The sequence below is a fragment of the Paenibacillus sp. ATY16 genome, from assembly GCF_003399985.2.
Classification (GTDB): Bacteria; Bacillota; Bacilli; order Paenibacillales; family Paenibacillaceae; genus Pristimantibacillus; species Pristimantibacillus glycanilyticus.
This window is the reverse complement of the sequence record NZ_NMOK02000009.1, coordinates 63,520-87,734: the sequence shown is the minus strand read 5'-3', so window position 1 is coordinate 87,734 and position 24,215 is coordinate 63,520. Positions and strand designations below refer to the sequence as shown.

Below are 24,215 nucleotides of genomic sequence, written 5' to 3'. Positions count from 1 at the left end.
CGAATACTAATCGGTCGAGGGCTTATCCTACTACATCTTAAGATAATTCAAACTTTCGCATCCAGTTTTCAAGGTATAAATATACCTTTTATGCCGGTGTAGCTCAGTTGGTAGAGCAACTGACTTGTAATCAGTAGGTCGTGGGTTCGACTCCTATCGCCGGCACCATTTAAGAATGTTAATCCGATCATTAGTGATCGGATTTTTTTGTTATACTCTATATTTTGAATTTGAAGTATGTTCCCCTGAAACAAAGTACTGTTATTTAAATAGTTGATGAAAAGTATATTTGCTCATAAAAACAGCGGACGCTTGAACAAGCGCCCGCTGTTTTATATGTTACACTTCGATATTGGCTGCGATGCTATCCTCACGTCCATACTCGCGGATAAGTGCTGCTACAGCTTGGTGATGAGGATTAGGGCCATATGCCTCCAATGCGGCGTTATCTTCGAATCTGACGCGAAGGACCAGTTGGTAGCCTTTGTTGTTATCCGAGAAATTAATGCCGGCATTTACTTCAACGACACCAGTCAAATGTTCTTTCAGCGCCTTAAAGCGATCTACGATCTCCTGGAGCTGTTCGTTGGTCGTTTGCTCGCCGAATTTTACTAATATAGTACGATCAATCATGTTGTAACCTCTCTCTTCTTCAAAATCTCTAGCCTAATGCAATATAGCATGAAATGGGAACGTATTTCTAGTTCTTTTCATAAATGAAGTTCATTAAGCGGCAGCCGAGGACTTTGATTTGAGCTGGGAGGCATACGCCTCTAGGCGATCTCGCGATACCACCATCTTTTTTACGGCCGAACGATTAGGCTTCAGTGCAACTATCGGTCCCTCATGATTATACCATTTATTGACCAAACCTATTAGACTGAAGTTTTGCGTGCATGGTTCATAGAGATATGTTAATCTTATTTTTACTGGAAAAATGTTGAAGATAAAGTTGACTAATTCCCGAAGGAGGGAGATAGGGATGAAATGGAGAGGGCTGCTGAGTATCTTGTTTATTGCAGCGTTTGTAGTTTCTTTCATCCTTTTACTGTACCTAATAGAGGAAGATAAGAATAATGCTTATGTTAGCGGATTAATGTTCCTGACTATTGTTTTTTGTTTTATGGGTGTAGGCAGTGCGGTTACCTATTATATGATTAAAATTAGGGAACTGAAAAGGAGATGATTATGCTGAATAATCATGTTTACATCATTACGGGAGTATCCAGCGGACTTGGCGCGGAGCTCACGAAAAGGCTTTTAGAGGAAGGGAACACGGTTATTGGCCTATCCCGAACGGATAATGAAGAAATCGATCGAAATACATTGGAGGGCAAATACTTGTATTACCCGGTTGATCTTACTCAAGTAGAGAGCCTTCCAACTGTACTACAAGATCTTATTTCCGCTATCGATCAATATGAATTGAAATCAATAACCCTTATAAATAATGCGGCGTCAGTCACTCCGTTAAAAGACATACAATTTTGCACGGATGAGGAAATTCTGAAAAATATACAGCTCAACATTGCAGCTCCGATGCTGCTTACCTCGGCTTTTATTCGACTCACCTCAGATTGGCATGTTGTAAGAAAAATCGTAAATATTTCATCCGGATCCGGGAAGTACCCTGCGCCAAACATGAGTCTCTATTGCTCGGCAAAAGCTGCGATGAATATGTTCTCCCGATGTATAGGTATGGAACAAGAGCAGGGTCGGCAGGTTAATGAAATTCAAGTATACTCGGTTGATCCGGGAATGATGGATACACCTATGCAGCAGACAGCCCGTGAGTCGGGTATGGCGTTAGCCGGCTATTTTGCCGCACAGAAGGCTGAGGGGAATTTAATTGATCCAGCTCGCGTGGCGAGACGAATCATTAGTCTGATAAGCACTTCTGTCTCCGTTAACGGCGGTCTGTATCAGGCATGCGAATTGGAGGAGTGATCATATTGAGTAGTGAGAATAAGGTAAAGGACAGCTGGAACGAGTGGTCAGAAACCTGGTATTTGAAATATAGAACGGAAGAGGCGATTGCAAGAGTCATATCGTCTCCGGCATCGGCTTTTCATCCTACGACATACGGCTTGATTAGAGAAGCCTTCCCGGATTTAACAGGAAAACGCGTGTTGGTTCCTTCAAGTGGAGATAATCATGCGGTTTTTGCATTTCATCTGTTGGGAGCACAAGTCACTTCCTGCGATATTTCGGATAAACAAATAGAGAACGCTTCCATCATTGCCAAGCATCATAGCTGGGATATCGAGTTTATTTGTGAGGATACGATGACTTTATCTCAGCTTCCAAGCGAAGAGTATGATTTGGTCTACACCTCGAATGGGGTTCACGTGTGGATTCATGATCTAAAGTCCATGTACAATAATGTAAGTAGGGTTCTGAAGAGCGATGGAGTCTATATCATGTACGATATTCATCCTTTCATGCGACCGTTTGGAATCAAGGCAAAGGAAGCACTCACTATAAATAAGCCCTATCACCTGACGGGTCCTTTTGGAGAAGTACCCACATTTAAATGGCGAATACAGGATATTTTGAATGCTGTTGTTAGCTCTAGCCTACATATCAAGCGAATTGAAGAGATGTATGCGGAAAATGGCTGGTTCTGGGTAGATGATTCAGAGAATGAAGGCGATAATTTAACCGCTAAAGAAGTGGAAAGCTATTCCGATTGGCGTGAAAATCCTTCAGCGGCACTTCCTCAATGGCTCTCGGTTAAAGCGGTTAAATATACCACAGAATAGAGTTGATCGGTAATGCTAAAACCATTGTTTGGTGTATGGCCAACAGACAAACGGATTGCCGGAATTCATAGCATACCTGTTACCTCAAATGGTTCCATCGTTATGGTGTGGGATAAATACGAGCAGAGCCTGACAACGGTCGGAGGCAGAGTTGAGGGAGACGAAGACCTCATTACTGCGCTTGACCGCGAGACGGTAGAAGAAGCAGGCTAGTTTTTGGAAGACGAGAGAATTCCGGTAGCGGCATGGTATTGGGAGAGTACCAATTCGTACACGGTATTTGTAATAGCTAAAGTGAAGCAATACGTTGAAACTCCGGAAGGATTTGAAACAACAGGCAGAGTAACGATGAATATAGAAACAGCGAAACAAATGATTATTAAAATGGAAGGCGAAGGGATGCGTACGGATTTGCTTAAAATCGCAGAGTTGAAGTATTCGTATTTCTTCAACTGACCGCAAGTCCGAGAAGCTGGGCTACACGCTTCCGCTCAGAAACCGCATGATCTGTTGTTTATGGTGGGTGTCATGATCCGCAAATTCCTTAATGATATAAATAAGGGAATAAGGAGCTCCAGTGCTAAGACAATTAGTTACGCCATTAACCGTTAATCGCCTATTTAATCTTTCGATAGTCATTTCATGAAGCAATTTTACTAATAGAATTCTTGTAGCTATTGTTTCATCGATAAGCTTGGATTTAGAGACACCTGATTGTATGTAATCGGAAGCCCGCTTGTTGAAGGTGTCATGATCGGGGAAATTTATTTCATTGCCGATCTGAACAGCGGGCAGTATTTCGGATATAAGGTATCTGTCCCAATTAAAAAGATGCGCAATGATCTCGCTGATTGACCATTTCTTCTCCTCAATTGGCGCAAACCATAATTTTTCGTTCGTATTTTCCAATGAACGTATCCAATTAGAGAAATTGTTAAATGAATAAAGAATTTCATTCTGCGTCATCTCCATACCTCCACTAATAATTTAGAAAATCATAACACAATCCAAACAAAATGCAAACACTTGTTCCCGTATTTTTTTCATGATATGCTTTGGATAATAAAGGTAAAGCTTGATTCTGTATTGAATTACCTGATTGAATATCTATTATTGGAGGAGATCTGAGGATGAGCTTAAAAGTTGGACCGTTTGATCTGCGGCAATCTGATATTTCAGGAGCGAAGTGGCAGGAGGTTCGCGCGGAAGAGCTGGTAATCGATAATGTCAGCCTGGCCAGAACTTCGATCAGCAACGTAAATATGAATGCCATGAAGTTGAACGATGTGAATATGAGCGAAATTCTAGTTACCGATGCAAACATGACGGGGGTAAACATTAGGCTTGCAAATATCAGTCATGCCAGCATTGATCATGTCTATCTGATCGGTACCCAATTTACGAATGTCGTTCTGCCAAAGGAAGGCGAGCCGCAATACAAACCCGACGGTCAATATGAACCAACCACTTTCAAGAACTGCAACCTCTCGACCGCCCTCTTTAACAATTGTGATTTATCCAATGTTAATATCGACAACTGCAATATTGCCGGTCTCCGAATTAACGGAATTCTGATATCGGATCTGCTTAAGGATCTGTAAATCCATCATCCTGAACGGGAGGTCGGAATCATGAGCGAGCAAGTCCTTGAAGATGAGAAGGGCAAATCCGGAGTAAAACTGGGCAAGAACATCCAGGTTCGATTAGTATCGGATCTGGCAAAATCGCAAGCTTATTACCGCGACTGTTTAGGGTTTTCCATTGACGATTGGGGACACGCGGAGCGCGACGAGGTTTGTTTTCCTTCAACAGGCGGTTTCCGGAGAGGATGTTAAACCAAATGCCGTCTCTGCCAAGCGTCACAGCTATCCAACGGAATGGGACGGTCCGGATTACGCATGGGATACTTACATTCATATTGGCTGGGATGAATTCGACGAATATGTGGAAGAGGTACGTGACAGAGGCGGGATTATCGGGATTGAACCTTTCACTGGCGAACATGGCGGCTGGGAGTTTAAGAATGCCCATATCCATGATCCCGACCACTATAATATTGTTTTAGGCGCAATGCGAAGAAAGGCATAGCCTTTTTTTATTCCATGAAGAAAGCAGGACGTATATGAATCCTATCTCGAATAAAATCAACGGTATTTTTATCCCTGTTAGCAACGTTGAAAATGCCCGCGACTGGTATTGCGATATTCTAGGTCTACCTGCAGACGGCGAGATTTATTTCGGACATATTTACGTCCTGCCGATGGAAGGGCCAAGCATTGTGTTGGACAGCAAAATTTACTCGACCGAAAATTTGTATACGGCACCGGCATTTCAATTTCATACGAAAGACATTGAGCAGGCCTATGCATTTATGCAGGAGAAAAATGTTGAGCTAATTACGGAAATCCAAAATGGCCACTGGTTTAATTTCAAGGATCCGGATGGGAATATGCTGATGGTTTGCAAATAAGTCTATTGCATTTCATTCAAAGAAGGCTGCCATTGCAGTCTTCTTTACTACTTATTTGGAGATCGTAATACCAAAATAAAGGGGAAATACGATAATGAACTTAGAACAGCTGGTACCGATTCTTCGCATATTTGACGAGGCGAAAGCCAGGGAATTTTATGTGGACTTTCTAGGCTTCAATGTGGATTGGGAGCATCGTTTTGAACCCGATATGCCTCTATATATGCAGATCTCAAAGAGGGGAATCAGACTGCATCTGAGCGAACATCACGGAGACTGCAGCCCAGGCTCGGCTATTCGTATCGAAATGACAGGAATAAGGGAGTTACATAAGGATTTATTGGACAAGAAATATAAATACGCAAGACCCGGACTGGAAGAAACGCCGTGGAACACGCTGGAGTGCAGAATCGGAGACCCGTTCGGAAACCGGATTGTCTTCAGTGAACCGATGTCAGGCAAGTTGGAGGGCTGAACATAAAAATACTTCTGAGTGTTGTATTGCTTATTATATTCCTGCTGGTCACTTTCTTTGGACTTGGACCCGTGTTGTTTGCGGACGGGAGCATGAAGGAGAGAATGATTACTTTAGGGATTGTTATCCTGATATATGCTGCGATTGCGTTTGCCGCCTACTTCATATTCAGGAAGACACGGTAACCTGCCCAGTCAACGGTCCAAGCACCGTTCAAAATCTGTCATATTTCTACTTATTTCCCGCATACGAATAGTGAGTTGATGTAACGTGCTGGGAAAGGGGACCAGATGCGAATGGACTGGATCAATGACCAGATTATCCGATTGGCGCAATCTTCATTGCCTCCGGGGGCGGAACTCGTCATGATGGAGGATCCATCTAACGAATATGCGATTTATCCCCAGGATTTAAGCGGGGATGGCGTTCCGGAGCTGACGGTTGTGTATCGCTGGCAAGAAGAGCTTTATGTCCATATTTTGCAATACCGGCATGTCGGATGGACGATCGCGGCAGCCGCGAAAGGCGAAGGCTACGGCGTCGCGGAGCTGACTGCCGCACCCGTAACAAGCCGGATGGTTAATAATCTTATTATTAATTGGCGGACTGCGGAAGCACAAACGAAACGAGCTGTCTACGAATGGAGTCCTGTAGGCTTCCGAAATATTGTACCCGATGATCGGTCTTTGGAGACTAGAGCGATATCTCTCTATCCGGGATCCGAGAAAACAACAAGCGGAACCAGATGGGGCTATATTAACGGAATTGGCACGATGGTGATACCCCCTCGCTTTGACCGTGCAGAGGATTTTCAGACGAATGGGCTTGCTATTGTAAGCGCGGATAATGGCAATGGCTTAATTAACTCAACAGGAGCATATTTTGTCAGACCCGTTTATAGCTTCATTGCTCCTTTTTCGGAAGGAAGAGCGGTTGTTATTGACGACAAAGGCAAATACAAGCTGCTTAATGATTCAGGAGCTATAGTCACGAGCAATGGTTATTCCTATATGGCAGATATGCATGATGGAAGAGCGATGGTAAACAACCAGCTTGAAGGCGGCAAAACCGTCTATGGATATATTGACCGGTCAGGTAAAGAGGTTATACCGCTTCGTTATGAAGATGCTACCGATTTTTCCGATAGACATGCGGTCGTAAAAATAAAAGACAATGTTTATGCCTTAATTCGGCATGACGGTTCAAAGGAAGCGGAGTATCATTTTCCTTTTGTAGGAGTTCCGGGGGATGGCTTATTGCCATTCCAACAGACGGCGAATGGGAAATATGGCTATATCAACGAGAAAGGCACAGTGAAAATTCAGCCGACCTATTCGACGGCGTTTCCGTTCCAGAATGGCCGGGCAATCGTTAATAACGCGGAGGATTTTGCCGCGGAATACGGGGTTATTGATACAAAAGGAAATCTGGTCATACAGACGATCTATAACGATATCATGGCAATTGGCCAGCAGCGATACGCGGTAGGGAAAGCGATTGATCCGGATCAACCGTTCCTTGGATCGATGTATGCGATCTTCGATTCCGATGGCAAACGCTTGACGGAATTTGTCTATACCGACGTACAGCCCTATCGGAAAGGACTCGCTTCGGCAAGCAACGGCAAGACTACTTTCTTCATTAACACCAGCGGAAATCCGGCTCCCGGGTATCCGCAGTTCCAGGGAAGCGGTATCTTGAAACTCGAGGATGATCTGATTCAGGTCAATATTGATCAGAGGATTCAATATGCCAACCGGAACGGACGTATCGTGTGGGAGCCTAACACGGTTATTCCGCTTCGCCTGCCTTATCTGGTCAGGGAGCATAAGTATAAGCCCAATAAGGATTATGTCGTCTATTATCCGGCTGTGGAAGGCATCGCCGATCATGCCGCGCAAGAGAGGTTGAACGAAACGCTTAAGGTCATGTCCCAGGTTAAGCCGATCCCTGGCGATGAACTGCTTGGCTATACGTACAGCGGGGATTTCGAAGTGACGTTGTTCAAGAAAAATCTGCTGGAGATTGAAATGACGGGGTATAATTACCCGGCCGGGGCAGCGCATGGCATGCCGACGAAGGTCTATGCCCATATCGATGTGACTAATGCCGATATGTATACGCTGAAGGACTTGTTCAAACCGGGTAGTGACTATGTGAAAGTGCTGAGCGATATCGTAGGGGAACAGATCAAAACGGACCCTCAGTATGATTATGTTTTTCCGGATACGTATAAAGGCATCAAACCGGATCAACCGTTTTTCGTAACGCAGGATGCGCTTCATTTATATTTTGAGCCTTACGAGATTGCGCCTTATGCAGCAGGCTTCCCCGAGTTCAGAATTCCTTACTCCCAGATCATGAACATCATTAATGAGCGTGGCGACTTCTGGCGCTCGTTTCATCCATGATGGCCGTTCAAGAGAGCGAGGACTACCCACAGTAAATGGTACATGTTAACGAATAAGTAGAGCAGGAACAGGATGGCTGCCGAATAACGGATCCATAAGCGGGCACTTAACTGAGGATAAATAAGCAAGAAGAGTACGGGAAATATCAGCTTAACGCCGTAATAAGCGATGGAGTGCCAGTTATACAGCCAAGCTACAAACGGATTCAGCTCGGTTATAAGCTTTAATCTTATTCCGATATCGGTAAATACCGCATCGGTCAGACTGAAAAAAAGCAGCCATAACAGCAGCCCTCTTATCGGCAAACGAAGGATGACAGACATTCCAGCGCATCACGTCCCATTAGTGGAAAAGTGTTATAGATTTATGATACATTTTGTATCTAAAATAAGCAAGCTGGCGCATGAAAGACTCCTTTTCCTGAAGGGCTTTCATGCGCCGTATTCGTTTTGGCGATTGCCCTGTTGTACTGATATAATATAGTAGTAAAGGAATTGTGCCCGACTATATTCAGATGGAGCTGAAAGTCATGCAGAGCTCGTCATTATCTTCTTTTCATCCATCCCTTGCGGAATGGTTTGAGGCTTCGTTCGGCGAGCCGACCGACGTGCAAAAACAAGCTTGGAAAGCGATTGCAGCAGGCGACAATACGCTGATTGCCGCTCCGACAGGCTCAGGCAAAACATTGGCCGCCGTTCTTCCATGTCTCGATGGGATTGCCCGAATGAAGCAGCAGCAGCGTCAGGCAGGCGTGAGGCTGCTCTATATTACGCCGCTTAAGGCGCTCAATAACGATATCCATGATCATCTGGTTGCTTTTATCGAACAGATTGATAAGCTTGCCGCCTCATCGGATAACAGCTGGCCGGGACTCCGAAGCGGCGTTCGGACAGGAGATACGACCAGCTCAGTTAGATCCGCCATGTATCGGAAACCGCCGGATATACTGGTTACTACGCCGGAATCCATGTATATCCTTCTGACTTCCGAGAAAGGGAGAGAGATGCTGAAGACGGTCTCCTATGCCGTCATTGACGAGATTCACGATCTCGCCGCGGATAAAAGAGGCTCGCATCTATCCGTTTCGCTCGAACGGTTGGAAGAGTTATGTGGAAGAAGGATTCAACGAATTGGCGTATCGGCTACGCAGAAGCCGCTTGTGCGCGTAGCAAGATTTCTTGGCGGCTGGCAGGAACCGGAAGGCAGTCAAGCGGATGAGAGGCAAGAGACTGACAGCGAAGGATTCGTACATCCGCTGGGGCTGGTGCCGCGTCCGGTAACGATTGTAGAAAGCCATATGAGCAAAAAGCTTGAAGTATCGTTAACGATGCCTGATCAATCGCAGCCTATGCAGACCCGCGATGCGGTATGGCTCCCGATTCTGGACAGGCTGTTCGCGCTGATGTCCGATTGCCGCTCGGTCATTATTTTCGTAAACAGCCGGAGATTATGCGAGCGTCTTTGTCTAAGACTAAATGATCATGCCGGCTATGAGATGGTGAGAGCCCATCATGGCAGTATTGCCAAGGAGCGCCGGCTGGAAGTAGAGAGGATGCTGAAGGCAGGCGAGCTGCGCTGCATCGTGGCAACCTCCTCGCTCGAGCTTGGCATTGACGTGGGACATATCGAGCTGGTTATACAGCTCGATTCCCCGATTGAAGCCGCATCCGGCATTCAGCGGATCGGCCGTGCGGGACACGCCGTCGGCAGCGCAAGCCGCGGCGCGATGGTTGCCCGGCAGCGAGGCGTGCTGCCGGAGATGGCCGTGCTCGGCAAGCTAATTGCCGAGCGCGATATCGAGCCGATCCGGATCCCGCGGGATCGGCTGGATGTCCTGTCGCAGCAGACGATATCCATCGTTGCTGCGCAGGACATGGCGGTAGGCGATCTGCATAGGCTGATCGCCAGAAGCGACAGCTACAGAAGCTTCCCCGTCGGCAAGCTTCGGGGTATGCTGCAGGTGCTGGCCGGCTTTTACCCGTTCATGCGGCCGCTTCTGGATTGGACCCGCGACACGGATCAGCTTGTGAAGCGGCGGAATACGATGATTGGCGCCTTGACCGGGGCGGGAACGATTCCGTCAAGCTCGGCGTACCCGGTGCATCATGTGGACAGCCGGGTTCATCTGGGCGAGCTTGACGAAGAATTCGTACAGGAGAGTCGCGTAGGAGACGTATTTCAGCTTGGAATGAACGGTTGGATGATCCGCAGAATCGATAAGGACAGGGTCTATGTATCCGAGGCGGGAAATCGCTTTAGCGAAATACCGTTTTGGCGTGCTGAAGGACTTGGGCGGACTTATTCGCTTGGCAAGAAAGTCGGGGCGTTTATCGGGGAAATCGAAGAGCGTCTTCAACGGGAAGACGAAAATCAGCTGATCAGCTGGCTGACCGGGCAATATCGGATGGATGATTATACGGCACAGCAGCTGCTGTCGTTAATCCGCTCCCAGTTATCCAACTGCGAGCTCCCGACAGACAAACGCATCGTCATTGAGACCTACCGCGATCTGATGAATCAGACGCATGTCATTATGCATAATCCGTTTGGCAGACGGCTTAACCGGACCTGGCTTCTGGCGATCGAGCGACAGTTCGAGCTGCTTCTGCCTTACCGGCTCTATGGCAATGCCAAAGACAACGGCATCGAATTCGTGCTGCCGGAATGGGATTCCTCCTGGCTGCAGACCATCTGGGGCGTTACGCCTGCTAACGTAGAGCCGCTGCTTACCGAAGCGATTACAGGCTCGCCTCTGCTCGCGATCGCCTTCCGTCACATTGCCGAAACCTCGCTGCTGTTATCCCGCAGCTTCGGCAGGACGCCGCTGTGGCAGAAGCGGCTGAGGAGCGAGGAGTTGCTTCGCTCCGCCTTGCCGTATGCCGAGCATTTTCCTTATTTGACGGAAGCGATGAAGGCATGCCTGCACGAGTATTTATCTTTGGATGATCTTCGCGCTTTGTTAACTGACATTCATAATGGGGAGATTGAGGTTGTGGTCAAGGAGACGGAATTTCCGTCTCCGATGGCGACCCAATTCCTGGCCGATTACGTAAATATGCGGATTTACGAAGGCGACGGGCTGGATCCGGCCATTCAAATGCAGCTGATGAATGTAAGCAAGGAGATGGCAGGGCGTTTGTTCGGCGAGCAGGCTATCCGCAGCGCAATTCCCGAGCAGGTGCTGGAAGCGGAGCGGCAAAGGCTCTCCGAGCCGGAGCCGGAGCTTCGCGAACCGGGCGATGTTATTCGCTTGCTGAAGCGCCGGGGCGATCTTGCACCGGACGAGCTGATCCAGCTGTCGGATACAAGGACGCTGGAGTGGGCGGAGCAGCTTCTGCAATCCGGTGAACTGGCCGTCTATCAGCCATCGCCTGATACGCCCGAAGAGGAATACCGATGGATATGCCGCGATGAACGGGAAATTTACGAAGCCTTTCCGGCGTCGGATGAAGCAGCTGCGTTTATCGTCCGCCGATTCGCCGACAACCGGATCGCCTTTACCGAGCTTGAGCTATGCGAGCGTTATCCGAAGCTGTCGTTAATCGAAGCAAAGAGATTAATCGATAAACTGCGTGAGGAAGGCAGCCTCGATCAGGCGCCTTTTGCCGCATCGCCGGAGGAACGAATCTGGTCGAGCCGGCGCGCGGCGGAGCGCATGATCCGTCTATCGATCGGGGAAGCCCGCAAGCAGGTGCAGCCGGCATCACCAATTCGCTGGTGCGCGCAGATTGCGCTTCGCCAGCATGCGCTCCAAGGCGCGCAGCTTAGCGGCAGCGAAGGTCTCAAGCTTGTTATCGAGCGCCTGCAGGGCATTTTTCTGCCGCTATCGCATTGGGAGTCGGTTATTTTCCCGTCCCGCGTAACGGATTACCGGAAGGATGAGCTTGATCTTTTGTGCGCAACGGGAGAGGTCGTCTGGATCGGCAAAAAGCAGCCCGAGGAAAAGGAAGGGAAAGTAGCCTTCTTCCTGGCAGGCAGCCGTTCGATCTATGAACCTTATCTGGCGGAGAGCAGAGAGAAAGCCGCTTCGCATCCGGAGCTGCTCGAGCTGTTGAAGCGGAGCGGGGCTAGCTTCCTAACCCGGCTGGCTAGAGACACGGGAAAGCTTCCGACGGAGGTTTTAACTGCGCTATTGGAGCTCGCTTGGGAAGGTCATGCATCCAATGACCAGTTCGCCCCCCTGCGGTTATTAACGCTGAAGAAGGGTAAGGATTGGGCAAAGACCGGGTCGGGGCTTGGCAGATGGTACTGGACAGGCAGTCTGGCTGAGGCTTTCGAGGATGCAGGGGAATCCGGCCATACATCTCCGGACGCGGACCCTCCCGAGATGTATTGGATCCGCCATTTGCTGGATACGTACGGGATTGTGACCAAGGAGCTGGCTTCTTCGGTAACGCCTTACAGCTGGGATCGTCTGCAGCCGGTACTTCGAAAGCTCGAGGAATGGGGCACGTTGACGCGCGGTTTGTTTATCGACGGAGCGATAACGATGCAGTTTACGACGCCGGAGATCGCCGAGCTCATTCGGAAGCCGTTTCCTTCAGGGGCCTCGGCAAAAGAATCGCTTACGCTGCTGTCTGCGGTGGATCCTGCTAATCCGTTTGGCTTGTTGATGGAATGGCCGGGAGGTTACGATTGCTCCTTTGCCAGGAAACCGGGGCATTTCCTCGTGCTGCGGGGAGATCAATGGCTGTACTGGATGGAAAACAACGGCAAACGGATCCATACGATGGAACCGTTGGAATCAGCCAATCAACCGTCGGCAGAGGAGCTGAAGCGGATGTTTATGACGCTGCTGCGCCGCCAGCATCTCTCGAAGATTGTGGTGGAGCGCTGGAACGGGGATACGGTGGCGCTGACGGATGAAGGGAAGCTGCTGAAGGAGATTGGGGCGGAGAGCGATCAGAAATCGCTTGTATTATGGCAAAGCCAATTGAAATAGATGTGCTTTTCGTATACTGGAAAGGGGATCTTCGCGTGCAGCACATGACGAAATATATTAGAAAATACGGCCTGTTGTTCACCTTTTGCGTCCTGCTCGTCAGCGTTGAGGCCTTGGCGGATCTGCTTCAGCCGACCATGATGTCTCATATCGTGGACGAGGGTGTTGCGAACAAAGAGATGGATAAGGTCCTCCATTTCGGGGGTTACATGCTATTGATTACGCTGGGAGGCGCTATTGCGGCATCCGGCCGCAATATTGTCTCCAGCATCGTGTCCCAACGCTTTGGGGCAGAGCTTCGTCAGGATTTATTCGAAAAAATTCAAGGGTTAAGCTTCGAAAGCGTAGACCGCTTCGACCGTGCATCGCTGGTTACGCGGCTTACCAATGACGTGACGCAGGTCCAAAACTTCGTCAACGGCATGATGAGGATTTTTGTCAAAGCTCCCATGCTTTGCATCGGAGGGTTTATTATGGCCTTCCGGCTAAATCCGTACTTATCCATCGTTCTTATGATTGTAATTCCGATCGTCGGATTAATGATTGTGCTCAATATGAAGGTTGGTCTGCCGTTGTTCCTGAAGGTGCAGAATGCTCTGGACCGGTTAAACGGCGTTATGCGCGAATATCTGTCGGGCGTCAGAGTGGTCAAGGCCTTCAACCGGTTTGATCTCGAGGTCGATAAATTCAACGGTATTAACAAGCAATATGAGGAGCGGTCTACTTCCGCGCAAAGGGTCATGTCTGTGTTTGGGCCCGCCGTTACGCTTACGATGAACATCGGGATTGTGGCTGTTATCTGGCTCGGCGGCATCCGGGTTAATAACGGGCATACCCAGGTTGGTCATATTATCGCGTTCGTTAACTACATGACCCAAATTCTGTTCTCGCTGACAACAATGACGATGATCTTCAACATGTTCGTTCGCGCGAAGGCTTCAACAGGCCGGATTGTGCAGGTGCTGGCAGAGACTAATCCAATGACGGACCTTATCCGGCAATCTGCCGTGAAAGAGCTGAAGGGCAAGGGCGCTATCGAATTCGACAATGTCAGCTTCTCTTATGAAGGTCCCGAGGGAGAGCCCGTTCTCAAATCGATCAGCTTCAGCTGCCAGCCGGGGGAGACCGTAGCCATAATCGGCTCAACCGGCTCCGGAAAAAGCACGCTGGTGAACTTGATCCCTCGTTTCTACGACGTCACGGAAGGGGAAGTCCGAATTAACGGCATCAATATTCGCGAAGCTGATACTCATGAGTTGAGAGAGAAGATTGCCATCGTTCCGCAGAAATCGGTGCTGTTCACCGGACCGGTAGTGGACAATATCCGGATCGGGAAGCAGGACGCGTCAATGGAGGAGGTCGTGGATGCGGCCAAAATGGCTTCGGCTCATTCGTTTGTCTCGGAACTTCCGGAACAGTACAACACGATGATTGGACAAGGCGGAGTGAATTTCTCCGGCGGACAGAAGCAGCGAATCTCGATTGCGAGAGCGCTTATCCGGAAGCCGGATATTCTTATTCTCGACGACTGCACAAGCGCGCTCGACAGTGCGACGGAGGCCTCTATCAAACGCGCGATTAACGAATACGCAAAGGATGTTACCTGTCTACTCATTGCCCAGCGGATTTCCTCCGTGAAGGATGCGAGCACCATCATCGTGATGGACGACGGGGAAATCGTAGGCATGGGCAATCATGACCGTCTGATGCGGGATTGCAAGGTTTATCAGGAGATCTATCGCTCCCAGATCGGCAAGGAGGTGGATAACCATGCCTCAGCCTAACGGAACCAACTCCAACAACGGAACAGCGCGTTCCGAGGTTAATGTGCCCATGGGAGGCCGCCCGGGCGGCCCGGGATTTGGCGGACGCGGCGGCCCCAAGCAAAAGCCGAAAAACTTCCGGGCGACTTTAATGCGCCTCTGGGGTTATTTGAGCGGCGAGCGCAAGCAGCTTGCCTTGGTATTCGGCTTTATTCTGATCGATTCCGCTATCATGCTTCTGGGGCCTTATTTAATCGGAGTTGCCGTCAACGCAATGGTAGGAGGCGAAGGTGCAGTTGACTTCAGTCTGCTGCATCTTGTATTGTTTGCGCTTGTCGCTTCCTATTTGGCGGATGCCTCGCTGAGCTTCCTTCAGGGCTGGATGATGGCAGGGATCTCCCAGCGGATCGTCAGCCGGCTTCGGCGCACCTTATTCGAGAAGCTGCAGCGGTTGCCGCTTGTTTATTTCGATACCCGCAGGCATGGCGAACTAATGAGCCGACTATCGAATGATATCGACAATGTCAGTACATCCGTCTCGCAGACCTCGGCGCAGCTGATGACCGGTTCAATCGCGTTGATCGGATCTTTGATCATGATGCTTGTTCTCAGTCCGCTGTTAACGCTGGCAAGCTTGATTACGGTACCGCTTGTTTTTCTGCTTGCCCGAACCATTACGAAGCGAACCAGCGCCTTATTCAAAAACCAGCAAGCGCAGCTGGGGCGATTAAACGGTCAAGTCGAGGAGACGATCACCGGTTTCCAGGTTGTCAAAGCCTTTAATTATGAAGCAACCTCGATTGCCGATTTCCGCAGAGACAATGACGAGTTGTGCAAAGTAAGCACCAAGGCGCAAATCTGGTCCGGCTTTATGATGCCGCTGCTCAGCGTAATCAACAATATCGGCTTTGCGGCCGTAGCGATCGTCGGCGGGGTTATGGCCGTTCACGGAATGATCACGGTGGGGATTATCGCAAGCTTCTTGAGCTATTCCAGGCAATTTGTCCGCCCAATGATGGACTTGGCCAATACGTATAACGTTCTCCAATCGGGGATTGCGGGCGCGGAGCGGGTATTCGAAGTGCTTGACGAGAAGGAAGAAGTAGAGGATGCTCCCAATGCCGTCGAGCTTGCTTCTCCCAAAGGCGAGGTTGTGTTTGAAAACGTACAGTTCGGCTACCGCAGCGACGTGCAAATACTGAAAGGCGTCAGCTTCAAGGCGGAAGCCGGCAGCAGCACGGCCTTAGTCGGACCAACCGGAGCGGGGAAAACAACCGTTATCAATCTGCTCAGCCGCTTTTATGACGTAACGGGAGGGCGGATCCTCATTGACGGGAGGGACATCCGGGATTACACGAGAGACAGCCTTCGCCGGACCTTTGGCATTGTGCTTCAGGATACGTATTTATTTTCCGGCACGGTGAAGGAAAACCTGAAGTACGGCAAGCCGGAGGCAACCGACGAGGAAGTTCGGAGAGCGGCGCGTATGGCGGGAGCCGACGGGTTCATCAGGCGCTTGACGCAGCAGTATGATACTCCGCTTACGGAGAATGGGGGCAACCTGAGCCAAGGTCAGCGGCAGCTGCTTGCCATTGCACGGGCTATTCTCGCTGAGCCGTCCATTCTGATTCTGGATGAGGCAACCAGCAGTATCGATACCCGGACCGAGCTCCGGATTCAGGAAGCAATGCTTCAGATGATGGAGGGACGTACCAGCTTTATCATCGCCCACCGGCTGTCTACGATTCAGAACGCCGATACGATTCTCGTCATCGACAAAGGAACGATTGCCGAGCAAGGCTCCCACAGCGAACTGATGGAGAAGGAAGGCCTTTATTACGGCATGCACCGGAATTTAACGGTATAGAGAAAGGACTGGACGGATTCTGCCCGGAATCCCGTTCGGTCTTTTTTTCCTTTCCCGTCATTCTTTCATGACTATTCTATCATTTGTGCTCACTAGCAAAAATTTGATATACTAGGGCCGTTGCTATACCGCTTCCACTTGTTGGAAGAATAAGGGTAGAGCATGGGAGGTTTATGGTGATTAATCAATGGGGAATTAAATCTGCCGCCGCCGTACTGGCGCTTGCCTTGTTAACGAGCGGCGTCTCCGAAGGAAAAGCCGAATCGGCAGCAGCCGTGACGGCAACGGCGACGTCTGCCGTTCCTGCCAAGACTACGATTCTATTAGATGACGTAGAGCTGCCTTTCGATAGCCCGCCAATTATCGTAAAAGGCGTTACTTTTGTTCCGTTCCGCACTATCGGCGAAGCGCTTGGGCTACAGAAGGTCGTCTGGGACGAGAAGACGCAGACGGTCACGGCGGAAGGAATCAAGCAAGGCAAGGCGGTAAAGCTGTCCATGAAGATTGGCAGTGGAACAGCCGTTGTAAACGGGGCGAACGTAAAGCTGCCGGCTGCGCCGATGATGCGAAGTAATCGCGTGCTTATCCCGTTAAGCTTCTTCAGCACCCAATTCGGCGCTCAAGTCGGCTGGAGTCAATCAACCAATACCGTCACGATCAAATCGCCGCAAAAAGCAATGCATCTGCGTACATTCTACGCGTTATCCTCTTTCGCGGAGCGCGATCTTGTGAATTCGGCGAACTCCGTTGCCTATGGCTGGAGCCGAATTGACCGTGACGGCAATTTTACGCTCGAAGGCTCCGAATATCGGGTCCCAGAGCCTAATGGCGATGTCACGCCGCAATCGTTAGTAAGCGATGCCGCAGACAAGTCCATTAAGCCCTACCTGATGGTCTATTCCCTCGATGGGCAAAACGAGCTCACGACAATGATGGGCAGCGAGACGCTTCGCGCCAATTCGATCAACGGCATTACAAAGGCCATATCGGATTACGGCTTTGGCGGCGTGGTTCTGGACTTTGAAGGGCTTGGCTTCCAAATGGACAAGGTTGAGCAGCAGAAGCTTCTAAATAACTATGTGAAGCAGCTGAAGGATGCGCTTCCGCAGGATGCTGAATTGTCCTTGGTTGTGCATGCGCCAAACAGCGCATATCAAGGCTATGATTACAAGACGCTGGCAAGCCTAGCGGACGACCTTGTTCTCATGGCTTACAAATACAATCCTTCAGGCACGGCATCTCAAGTACCCAATCCCAATAATAAGGTAAACGAAGCCATCCAAATGGCTTTAAAAGCAGGCGTTCCCAAATCCAAGCTTCTGCTTGGCATCGATCTAAGTGCGGAAACGCCGCAATCCATCGACGATAAGCTTGGCTTAGCCAAGCGTTACCAGTTGAAGGGAGCTGCGCTTTGGCGCTTGGGCTTGTATAGCAAATATTCGCCCGATATGGTTCCTGCCATTAATAAATCCGTTATAAAAGAATAGATTTAACGCCAACAGCGGCAGAATGGGATATCTTTCCTAATCTGCCGCTGATTTTTTTTTGGAAAAGCCCGAACCCTCTCCTATCACTTTCATATTACTAGAGTAGCAGAGTGGAAAGGGGGATCGACATGGGAGTGATGTTTCCTAGTGAGCTTCCTGAAATTATTGAAGCCGCAAAAAAGAAAGGCAAGCTTGTTGTGCTTAAAACGGTTTCCGGTGAAGAAATTGTAGGACGAGTAGTAACGGTGAAAAAAGGAGTCGTTGTCCTTAAAGCGTTCAACGCGAAGATTTATGTGGCATTGAACAAAATCATAGCCGTAATTGTCCGCTAAGGACAACAAAAAAACCGCGAAAAATTCCGCGGTTTTTTGTGTTAGCAAGCCGGATACGGCAATATATCGTTAATATCGTTAAAGCTGTAATGGAAAGTAGCGAACTGCGTGGCGTACATATATTGCATGATGTAAACCTGGCCGCCTTGCACGTTGCAAATGACCCCGGATACGCCCTGACCGTTGCGGAGAGAGATGCCGACCGGGCGTCCGATCAGCATCATTGCTTTTTGCTGAATGGACATTTGACCCTGCATAAACATAATCCAATCAACCTCCTGATTAATTTTAATGGTATAATGGTGGGTAGACGATTAGCAACGCGAGAGAATGGAGCTTGGAAGAATGAAGAGATTCAAGAAATTTTATATCGAGATTACGAGCATTTGTAACCTGGCGTGCTCCTTCTGTCCACCAACCGAACGCGCAAAAGGTTTTATAAGCATAGAAGACTTTACGGAGCGGCTGGATCAGATCAAACCGTATACGGACTATATTTATTTTCATTTGAAGGGCGAGCCACTCCTCCATCCTAAGATTGACCAGCTGCTGGATATCAGTCACGAGAAGGGCTTTAAGGTTAATATTACGACGAACGGAACGCTGCTTCAGAAAAATAAACATAAGCTGCTGTCCAAGCCGGCGCTCCGGCAGATGAACTTCTCGCTTCACAGCTTTGACGGCCATGCCGGCTCCAAGGATAAGGAAGGGTATATCAGCGGTGTATTATCATTCGTACGCGAGGCCATGGAACAGACGAACATGATTACTTCGTTCCGCTTGTGGAATTTGACGCAGGATAATATGACGAATGCGGAGAGACAGCGGAACCGCGAGATCTTGTTGATGATTGAGAACGAATTCGAATTGGATTATCTTATCGAAGAAAAGGTTATGCCCGGAAGCGGAGTCAAAATCGCAGATCGCGTTTATTTGAATCAAGACTATGAATTCGAATGGCCGGACCTGAAAGCGAAGGAGGACGACGGCAAAGGCTTCTGCTACGGATTGCGGAATCAGGCAGGCATCCTTATTGACGGTACCGTAGTGCCATGCTGCCTCGACGGCGAGGGTGTTATCAATCTTGGCAATATGAATGAGCAGCGGTTCTCGGACATTATCGAAGGCGAACGCGCGACAAATCTCGTTGACGGCTTCTCGAGACGGGAAGCGGTTGAGGAGCTATGCCGCAAATGCGGCTACCGCCAGCGCTTCGGCAAATAAGGAAATTAGACATACGGACAGCCGTGAACGTTATACGTTTACGGCTGTCCGTATGTTTGTCTTAGCCGATCGCGAAAAGGATCAGTGATCGTAAGCAATTTATATCATCCGCTTCTCTATCCTATGAAGATAGACGCCTAAAGGTGCTTAGTGCCACAATTCTTTGAAATAACGCCGCGCACGCTGCGCGGAATAAATACCCGGCGCTCCAGAGCACAGATAAGCGACTGCGCAGCCGATCAGCATATAGAGCCAGCCGTAGCCTTGCAGGCCAAACAGCTCAAGGCCTAGAATAAAGCTGGCAAGCGGAGTGTTCGTTGCCCCGCTGAAGATCGAGATCAAGCCGATTCCGGCAAGCAGGGGAACGGATACGGCAAGCAGCTTGGCAAGCGCGCTTCCAAGCGTCGAGCCAATCACGAATAACGGCGTAACCTCGCCGCCCTGGAATCCGGATCCAAGGGTAATGGAAGTGAAAATCGTTTTCCACAAGAAGGCTAGCGGAGCTGCGGCTTCCTCGAAAGAATGCTGCAACAACGGTAGACCAAGGCCTAAATAATTCCGCGAGCCAACGAGATAGACCAACGCGATGATGATTAGACCGCCAACAAAGCTTTTGATCATGGGATTCGGCAGAAGCTTCGTAAACCAGGCCTTAAGCTTATGGGTTAACGTGACGAACAAGAGGGCAGCGAGCCCGAATAACACGGCAGCCGCGGCAATTTTGACTAGAAGCGTAACGCTTAGCGGAGGGATTGTCCCCATCGAATAATGAAGATGGCGTACGCCCCAGGCTAACGTCGTGTAATGGCCCACATAGCTGGCGAGAAAAACCGGCAGAATGGATTCGAGCGAAATGGCGCCAAGCGCGGCTACCTCAAGGGCAAATATAGCACCGGCAGCGGGGGTGCCAAAGACCGAGCCAAATCCGCTGCTGATTCCGCATAGCAGAATGACTTTGCGCTCGGCGCCGATAAGCTTAAAGCGTTTGCTGATCATTTCCGCCAAGCTGCCGCCCATTTGAACCGCTGTGCCTTCCCGACCCGCAGAACCGCTGAACAGATGGGTAATAATCGTACCAAATAGGACAAGCGGCGCCATGCGCAGAGGAACAGCGGTATCTCCGCCATAGATCCGGTCAAGCAGCAGATTATTGCCTTTTGCCGCATCCTTTCCGTATTGCATATAAAGCCAACTGACCAGCGCTCCGCCTAGAGGGAGCAGCCATAGCAGCCACTTATGCGACATGGATGTTAACGTTGCCCATTCCAGGCTAGTCAAGAATAGAGCGGATGCCGATCCGGTACAAATCCCGACGGCAGCCGCGATGGCCAGACGGACTAGGGATGTTTTCATAACATTTGCCATAAACCCAATAAGCTCCTAACTGAAAAGAAATTCACGCGAACAATTATTTATTTACTATCGTACATTTTGAAAATAACGTCAATAACCGGCAGAAGTGGTACACTAGAAGCAGATGAGTATAAGGGAAAAGGAGTCAGCGCTGCAAATGCTGTTTACGACCTTGAATGAGCTCGACAATACCCTGTGGCCGCTTGCGAGGAAGCTGTACGAGCAGTCTTTTCCGAAGGAAGGGCGGAAGCCAAATGCAATCATTAACGGGATGTTCCGGAAAATGCCTTGTTTTCTCCATACGCTCTCCGATATGGACAAGGTCGAAGCAATGGCGATATCCGGTCTGACGGGCGGAGGAAAAATACTGCTTATCGATTATATCGCGGTTTCCGGGCGGCGCAGAGGACAGGGAATCGGCTCTCAACTAATCGAAGCCATAGCGGAATGGGCGCAAAAGGTCATGCTGCTTGATGGACTGCTCATCGAGGTGGAGTCGGAGCATACGGCAACAAACGAGCGTCGCATCCGGTTCTGGGAGCGGAACGGGTTCACGATTACCGATTACGAGCATCCTTATATCTGGGTGCCGGAGCCTTACCGGGCGATGTACAAACAGCTTAGTCAGGAGAACGCCTGGCTTGGTGACGGGAGCGGGAAAAAGCTGTTCCGTTACATAACATCCTTTCACGAAAAGGCATATTCCAAGAAATAAGCAGGAGGAGATTGCGAAATGGAAAATCCGTTAAATAAAACATTAAACCGGAAATATATTTTACGCTTTCTGGAGGAGCTTCTTCAGATTCCGAGCCCTAGCGGCTATTGCATGAACATTATGAACCGACTCGAGGAGGAAGCGGCGAAGCTTGGTTATACCATGGAGCGCACGCCTAAGGGGAACGGAATGATCACGATTGCGGGTAGCGGCGATTCGGCTGATGCGATTGCTTATACCGCCCATGTCGATACGCTTGGCGCTATGGTCCGTTCCGTTAAACCAAACGGCATGCTGCGCATTACTCCCATAGGCGGCTACAACATGGAGACGATTGAAGGAGAATATTGCCTGATTCATACCAGGGACGGAAGGCAGTACGAGGGCACGGTTTTGTCTACCAAAACCTCCGTTCATGTCTATTCGGACGCAAGGGAATGGAAGCGGGACGAAGCCAACATGGAGATCCGAATCGACGAAAATACGTCCAGCAAGGTGGAAACGGAGTCTCTCGGCATTGCGGTAGGCGATATCGTGTCGTGGGATCCTAGAGTGCGGATTACACCGCAAGGCTGGGTGAAATCCCGGCATCTGGACGACAAAGCAAGCGTTGCGGCGTTGTTTGGTCTTCTGGAATGGATGAAGCGGGCCGATAAAAAGCCGGAGCGGACGCTCAAGCTTATTTTCTCCACTTACGAAGAGGTAGGACACGGCAATTCATATATGCCGGCCGACATTACGGAGCTAATCGCGGTTGACATGGGGGCGATTGGCGACGATTTGTCTACGACGGAGCGAGATGTATCGATCTGCGCCAAGGATTCTTCCGGACCGTACGATTACGAGATGACCTCGAGACTGATCGAGCTTGCGAAGCAGCATCAGCTGCCTTATGCCGTCGATATTTATCCGCATTACGGCTCCGACGCTTCTGCTGCGCTGCGGGGAGGAAGCAACATTCGCGCTGCATTAATCGGACCCGGCGTTCACGCCTCGCATGCGATGGAACGGACTCACGCCGATGCGATCGTAAATACCGCAGCTCTGCTGCTTGCGTACCTGGGATTATCCGTTTCCTAACGGATGATTTATTACTTCTTCGCGCTGCTGACAGCCGCGGTCATCTTGCTGGTGAACAATCCCCGCAGCGAGATGAACCGCTGGGCGGCTTTTTTCCTCGGCGCAGCCGCGATAGGCGGCTTAACGGACATATTGATCCGCTATGGCTATGAGGAATTAGCGAACATCGAGCAGCTGCTGAACCATACGTTATCGCCTTACGGCATTCTTGTATTTAGCGTCGTTTATTCCGAGCTGGTACCGGTAAAAAGAGCGAGGCTTTATTTGAAACTGGCTTTCCTTGTTTTTCCTGCATGGATGATGCTGACGACGCCGCTAATGCCCGAAATCCAGCTGAATTACCGGTTCTTGCTAGGTTGGGCAGCCTTTTATTACATCTCTGCCTGCCTATTGCTTATCGTCTCCTTATTGAGGGAGACGAACCGCCGCAAGAAACGGAACCGTTTTATCGCAACTGTTATTATCGTGCCGACTATTCTGGCGGTGCTGCTCTTCATTAACATAGCGGCAGTTGTTGCTCCGGATTTGGAAGCATTCCGTTACGTGTCCTTGTTCATTATTTATTCGTTATCCGTAGCTTTGATTTGTACGTTTATTTACGGCGTGCTAGGCGTAAGGCTGCGCTTTGAGAAGGATCCGCTCGAAGGTACGATGAAGGCGGTCAGTTCAGGGGCAGTACAGCTTAACCATTCTATTAAAAACGAAATTGGTAAAATTGCCATCAGCTCGGATAACCTGAAACGGGAACTGGCAGACCGGTCGCCGGATTCGTTATTTCATCTTGCTATCATAACGTCAGCTTCAGAGCATATGCTGGGCATGGTGAACCGAATTCACAGCCAGATGCGGGACATCGTGCTTGTTGAGAAGCCTTTCAAGCTGGACGAGATGGTGCAAAGCTGTTTAGCTAAACATAAAGGGCTTCTGGAGCAGAAGGAAATCCATGTACAGGAAGATTATGACTGCCGGCCAACTGCGATTGGCGATCCTGTTCATATATCGGAGGCAATCGGCAACGTATTGATAAATGCGGCTGAAGCCGTGGAAACCGGCGGAACATTAGCGATACGCTTGGAACGAGAAAAAAAGTCCGTGCGGTTAACAATTAAAGACGATGGAAAAGGGATACCGGCCGATCAGCTGGAGCGGGTATTCGAACCGTTTTTCAGCACGAAAAACCGATCGAGCAACTTCGGACTAGGTTTATCTTACGTCTACAATGTGATGAAAAAGAGCGGAGGCTCTGTTGACGTGTTAAGCAGGGAGAATGAAGGGACGACCGTTATTTTGCATTTTGCCGCTAAGAACATCCGCTTCGGCTGACAGGAGGAGCC

The 24,215-nt window shown here is 49.5% G+C and carries 24 protein-coding genes and 1 tRNA gene; 20 read left to right on the top strand and 5 right to left on the bottom strand.

Annotated elements, in window-relative coordinates; translation table 11 throughout:
* Positions 1-92 precede the first annotated feature (92 nt).
* Positions 93-168 (top strand) — tRNA-Thr (locus CFI03_RS06815).
* Positions 169-339: 171 nt separating this feature from the next.
* On the opposite strand, the gene CFI03_RS06810 is transcribed toward CFI03_RS06815, so the two are convergent.
* A complete protein-coding gene (locus CFI03_RS06810) occupies positions 340-633 on the bottom strand; it encodes a Dabb family protein (protein ID WP_201008145.1) in 294 nt (97 codons plus the stop codon).
* A gap of 555 nt (positions 634-1,188) precedes the next feature.
* On the opposite strand from CFI03_RS06810, the gene CFI03_RS06805 reads away from it, so the two are divergent.
* The 4 genes from CFI03_RS06805 to CFI03_RS06790 are packed head-to-tail and all read left to right on the top strand — an operon-like array spanning position 1,189 to position 3,218.
* The gene (locus CFI03_RS06805; RefSeq protein ID WP_248756913.1) at positions 1,189-1,947 is read left to right on the top strand and encodes an SDR family NAD(P)-dependent oxidoreductase; all 759 of its coding nucleotides are present in this window, start codon (positions 1,189-1,191) and stop codon (positions 1,945-1,947) included.
* Positions 1,948-1,952: 5 nt separating this feature from the next.
* Positions 1,953-2,762 carry a class I SAM-dependent methyltransferase gene (locus CFI03_RS06800; RefSeq protein ID WP_248756911.1) on the top strand — a complete coding sequence of 270 codons (810 nt, stop codon included), beginning with the start codon at positions 1,953-1,955 and terminating at the stop codon, positions 2,760-2,762.
* 12 nt (positions 2,763-2,774) lie between these two features.
* A complete protein-coding gene (locus tag CFI03_RS06795; protein WP_248756910.1) occupies positions 2,775-2,975 on the top strand; it encodes an NUDIX domain-containing protein in 201 nt (66 codons plus the stop codon).
* Between the two features lie 3 nt (positions 2,976-2,978).
* On the top strand, positions 2,979-3,218 hold the full coding sequence (locus CFI03_RS06790; RefSeq protein WP_248756909.1) for a hypothetical protein: 240 nt from the start codon (positions 2,979-2,981) through the stop codon (positions 3,216-3,218).
* Positions 3,219-3,239: 21 nt separating this feature from the next.
* Here the strand turns inward: CFI03_RS06790 and CFI03_RS06785 are convergent, their stop codons facing one another.
* A complete protein-coding gene (locus tag CFI03_RS06785) occupies positions 3,240-3,728 on the bottom strand; it encodes a DinB family protein (RefSeq protein ID WP_248756907.1) in 489 nt (162 codons plus the stop codon).
* Positions 3,729-3,892: 164 nt separating this feature from the next.
* On the opposite strand from CFI03_RS06785, the gene CFI03_RS06780 reads away from it, so the two are divergent.
* From CFI03_RS06780 to CFI03_RS06760, 6 genes are all read left to right on the top strand, one after another.
* On the top strand, positions 3,893-4,363 hold the full coding sequence (locus tag CFI03_RS06780; protein WP_248756905.1) for a pentapeptide repeat-containing protein: 471 nt from the start codon (positions 3,893-3,895) through the stop codon (positions 4,361-4,363).
* Between the two features lie 160 nt (positions 4,364-4,523).
* Positions 4,524-4,850 (top strand): hypothetical protein, encoded by a 327-nt coding sequence (locus tag CFI03_RS06775; protein WP_248756904.1) that lies wholly within the window; start codon positions 4,524-4,526, stop codon positions 4,848-4,850.
* A 34-nt stretch (positions 4,851-4,884) separates the two neighbouring features.
* A complete protein-coding gene (locus tag CFI03_RS06770) occupies positions 4,885-5,232 on the top strand; it encodes a VOC family protein (RefSeq protein ID WP_248756903.1) in 348 nt (115 codons plus the stop codon).
* Between the two features lie 94 nt (positions 5,233-5,326).
* A complete protein-coding gene (locus tag CFI03_RS06765; RefSeq protein WP_248756902.1) occupies positions 5,327-5,707 on the top strand; it encodes a glyoxalase superfamily protein in 381 nt (126 codons plus the stop codon).
* Positions 5,704-5,892, top strand: coding sequence for a DUF6954 family protein (locus CFI03_RS31405; protein WP_481857655.1), 189 nt, complete (start codon positions 5,704-5,706; stop codon positions 5,890-5,892). Before CFI03_RS06765 ends, CFI03_RS31405 begins: the two co-directional genes overlap by 4 nt.
* Positions 5,893-6,003: 111 nt before the next feature.
* Positions 6,004-8,118 carry a WG repeat-containing protein gene (locus CFI03_RS06760; RefSeq protein WP_248756901.1) on the top strand — a complete coding sequence of 705 codons (2,115 nt, stop codon included), beginning with the start codon at positions 6,004-6,006 and terminating at the stop codon, positions 8,116-8,118.
* Here CFI03_RS06760 and CFI03_RS06755 read toward each other — a convergent pair.
* On the bottom strand, positions 8,109-8,441 hold the full coding sequence (locus CFI03_RS06755) for a DUF5658 family protein (RefSeq protein WP_248756900.1): 333 nt from the start codon (positions 8,439-8,441) through the stop codon (positions 8,109-8,111). The two genes, CFI03_RS06760 and CFI03_RS06755, sit on opposite strands and share 10 nt — an antisense overlap.
* A 206-nt stretch (positions 8,442-8,647) precedes the next feature.
* Here CFI03_RS06755 and CFI03_RS06750 point away from each other — a divergent pair, with 206 nt between their 5' ends.
* From CFI03_RS06750 to CFI03_RS06730, 5 genes are all read left to right on the top strand, one after another.
* Positions 8,648-13,060, top strand: a complete 4,413-nt coding sequence (locus CFI03_RS06750) for a DEAD/DEAH box helicase (protein ID WP_248756899.1) — start codon at positions 8,648-8,650, stop codon at positions 13,058-13,060.
* A gap of 35 nt (positions 13,061-13,095) precedes the next feature.
* Positions 13,096-14,844, top strand: coding sequence for an ABC transporter ATP-binding protein (locus CFI03_RS06745; RefSeq protein ID WP_248756898.1), 1,749 nt, complete (start codon positions 13,096-13,098; stop codon positions 14,842-14,844).
* Positions 14,845-14,893: 49 nt separating this feature from the next.
* A complete protein-coding gene (locus CFI03_RS06740) occupies positions 14,894-16,690 on the top strand; it encodes an ABC transporter ATP-binding protein (RefSeq protein WP_127496729.1) in 1,797 nt (598 codons plus the stop codon).
* A 173-nt stretch (positions 16,691-16,863) separates the two neighbouring features.
* On the top strand, positions 16,864-18,177 hold the full coding sequence (locus CFI03_RS06735) for a stalk domain-containing protein (protein WP_248756897.1): 1,314 nt from the start codon (positions 16,864-16,866) through the stop codon (positions 18,175-18,177).
* A 128-nt stretch (positions 18,178-18,305) separates the two neighbouring features.
* A complete protein-coding gene (locus CFI03_RS06730) occupies positions 18,306-18,509 on the top strand; it encodes a hypothetical protein (RefSeq protein ID WP_248756896.1) in 204 nt (67 codons plus the stop codon).
* Between the two features lie 41 nt (positions 18,510-18,550).
* Here the strand turns inward: CFI03_RS06730 and CFI03_RS06725 are convergent, their stop codons facing one another.
* The gene (locus tag CFI03_RS06725) at positions 18,551-18,754 is read right to left on the bottom strand and encodes a hypothetical protein (protein WP_127496730.1); all 204 of its coding nucleotides are present in this window, start codon (positions 18,752-18,754) and stop codon (positions 18,551-18,553) included.
* 100 nt (positions 18,755-18,854) lie between these two features.
* Here CFI03_RS06725 and CFI03_RS06720 point away from each other — a divergent pair, with 100 nt between their 5' ends.
* Positions 18,855-19,733: a radical SAM/SPASM domain-containing protein gene (locus CFI03_RS06720; RefSeq protein ID WP_248756895.1), complete on the top strand. Its 879-nt coding sequence runs from the start codon at positions 18,855-18,857 to the stop codon at positions 19,731-19,733.
* Between the two features lie 147 nt (positions 19,734-19,880).
* Here the strand turns inward: CFI03_RS06720 and CFI03_RS06715 are convergent, their stop codons facing one another.
* The gene (locus CFI03_RS06715; protein ID WP_248756894.1) at positions 19,881-21,098 is read right to left on the bottom strand and encodes a chloride channel protein; all 1,218 of its coding nucleotides are present in this window, start codon (positions 21,096-21,098) and stop codon (positions 19,881-19,883) included.
* A 145-nt stretch (positions 21,099-21,243) separates the two neighbouring features.
* Between CFI03_RS06715 and CFI03_RS06710 the strand changes: the two genes are divergently transcribed.
* From CFI03_RS06710 to CFI03_RS06700, 3 genes are read left to right on the top strand one after another with little or no spacing between them, the layout of a single operon-like run.
* The gene (locus CFI03_RS06710) at positions 21,244-21,801 is read left to right on the top strand and encodes a GNAT family N-acetyltransferase (RefSeq protein WP_248756893.1); all 558 of its coding nucleotides are present in this window, start codon (positions 21,244-21,246) and stop codon (positions 21,799-21,801) included.
* 18 nt (positions 21,802-21,819) lie between these two features.
* Positions 21,820-22,881 (top strand): M42 family metallopeptidase, encoded by a 1,062-nt coding sequence (locus CFI03_RS06705; protein WP_248756892.1) that lies wholly within the window; start codon positions 21,820-21,822, stop codon positions 22,879-22,881.
* A gap of 3 nt (positions 22,882-22,884) precedes the next feature.
* A complete protein-coding gene (locus CFI03_RS06700) occupies positions 22,885-24,204 on the top strand; it encodes a sensor histidine kinase (protein ID WP_248756891.1) in 1,320 nt (439 codons plus the stop codon).
* Positions 24,205-24,215 lie beyond the last annotated feature (11 nt).